We start from the raw sequence: 648 nt of genomic DNA, 5'->3' as shown, positions 1-648 counted from the left end.
GTCAGCCGCGGGTGTGATGGTGGCGGTGTAGGTGGTGCCGGATCCAGAGAGGTTGGAAGCCGCACCATTGCCAACGGAGATCTCGCCCAGCGCAAAGCCCGTGACACTCTCAGAGAAAGTGAAGGTGGCGGTAAAAGCGCCAGAGACCGGCCCCGCTGGACCGGTAATGGCCAGCGTGGGTCTGTCGCTATCATTCGTCACTGAGAACTGGGTGGCGGCTATGTTGCCATTACCAGCTGTGTCCTGGGCGATATTGGCGGAGACATTGACAGTGACCTGGCCGTCCGAGGCCGGTGTAATGGTGGCGGTGTAGGTGGTGCCGGCGCCAGACAAGTTCGAGGCGGCGCCATTGCCCACCGAGATGTCACCGAGTGCAAAGCCCGAAACCACTTCAGAGAAGGTGAAGCTTGCGGTAAAGGCGCCAGAGACCGGTCCTGCCGGACCCATAATCGACACGGTCGGTGTGGTCTGATCGTTGATGACCGAAAACTGATTAGAGGCCGTATTCTGGTTGCCGGCAGAGTCCTGTGCAGATCCAGCGCCAACCTCAATCGTGACCTGGCCGTCAGCCGCGGGTGTGATGGTGGCGGTGTAGGTGGTGCCGGATCCAGAGAGGTTGGAAGCCGCACCATTGCCAACGGAGATCTC

Annotated in this window: 1 protein-coding gene; it reads right to left on the bottom strand. The window is 60.6% G+C overall.

All coding sequences use genetic code 11. From position 1 onward, the window contains the following. Positions 1-648 (bottom strand): Ig-like domain-containing protein (locus tag V0U79_RS13620; protein ID WP_330200059.1); only part of this gene is annotated, 648 nt, incomplete at both ends.

Source organism: Hyphobacterium lacteum, assembly GCF_036330345.1.
GTDB classification, from domain to species: domain Bacteria; phylum Pseudomonadota; class Alphaproteobacteria; order Caulobacterales; family Maricaulaceae; genus Hyphobacterium; species Hyphobacterium lacteum.
The sequence above is the reverse complement of the archived record's forward strand: the minus strand, read 5'-3'. Positions and strand labels throughout refer to the sequence as shown.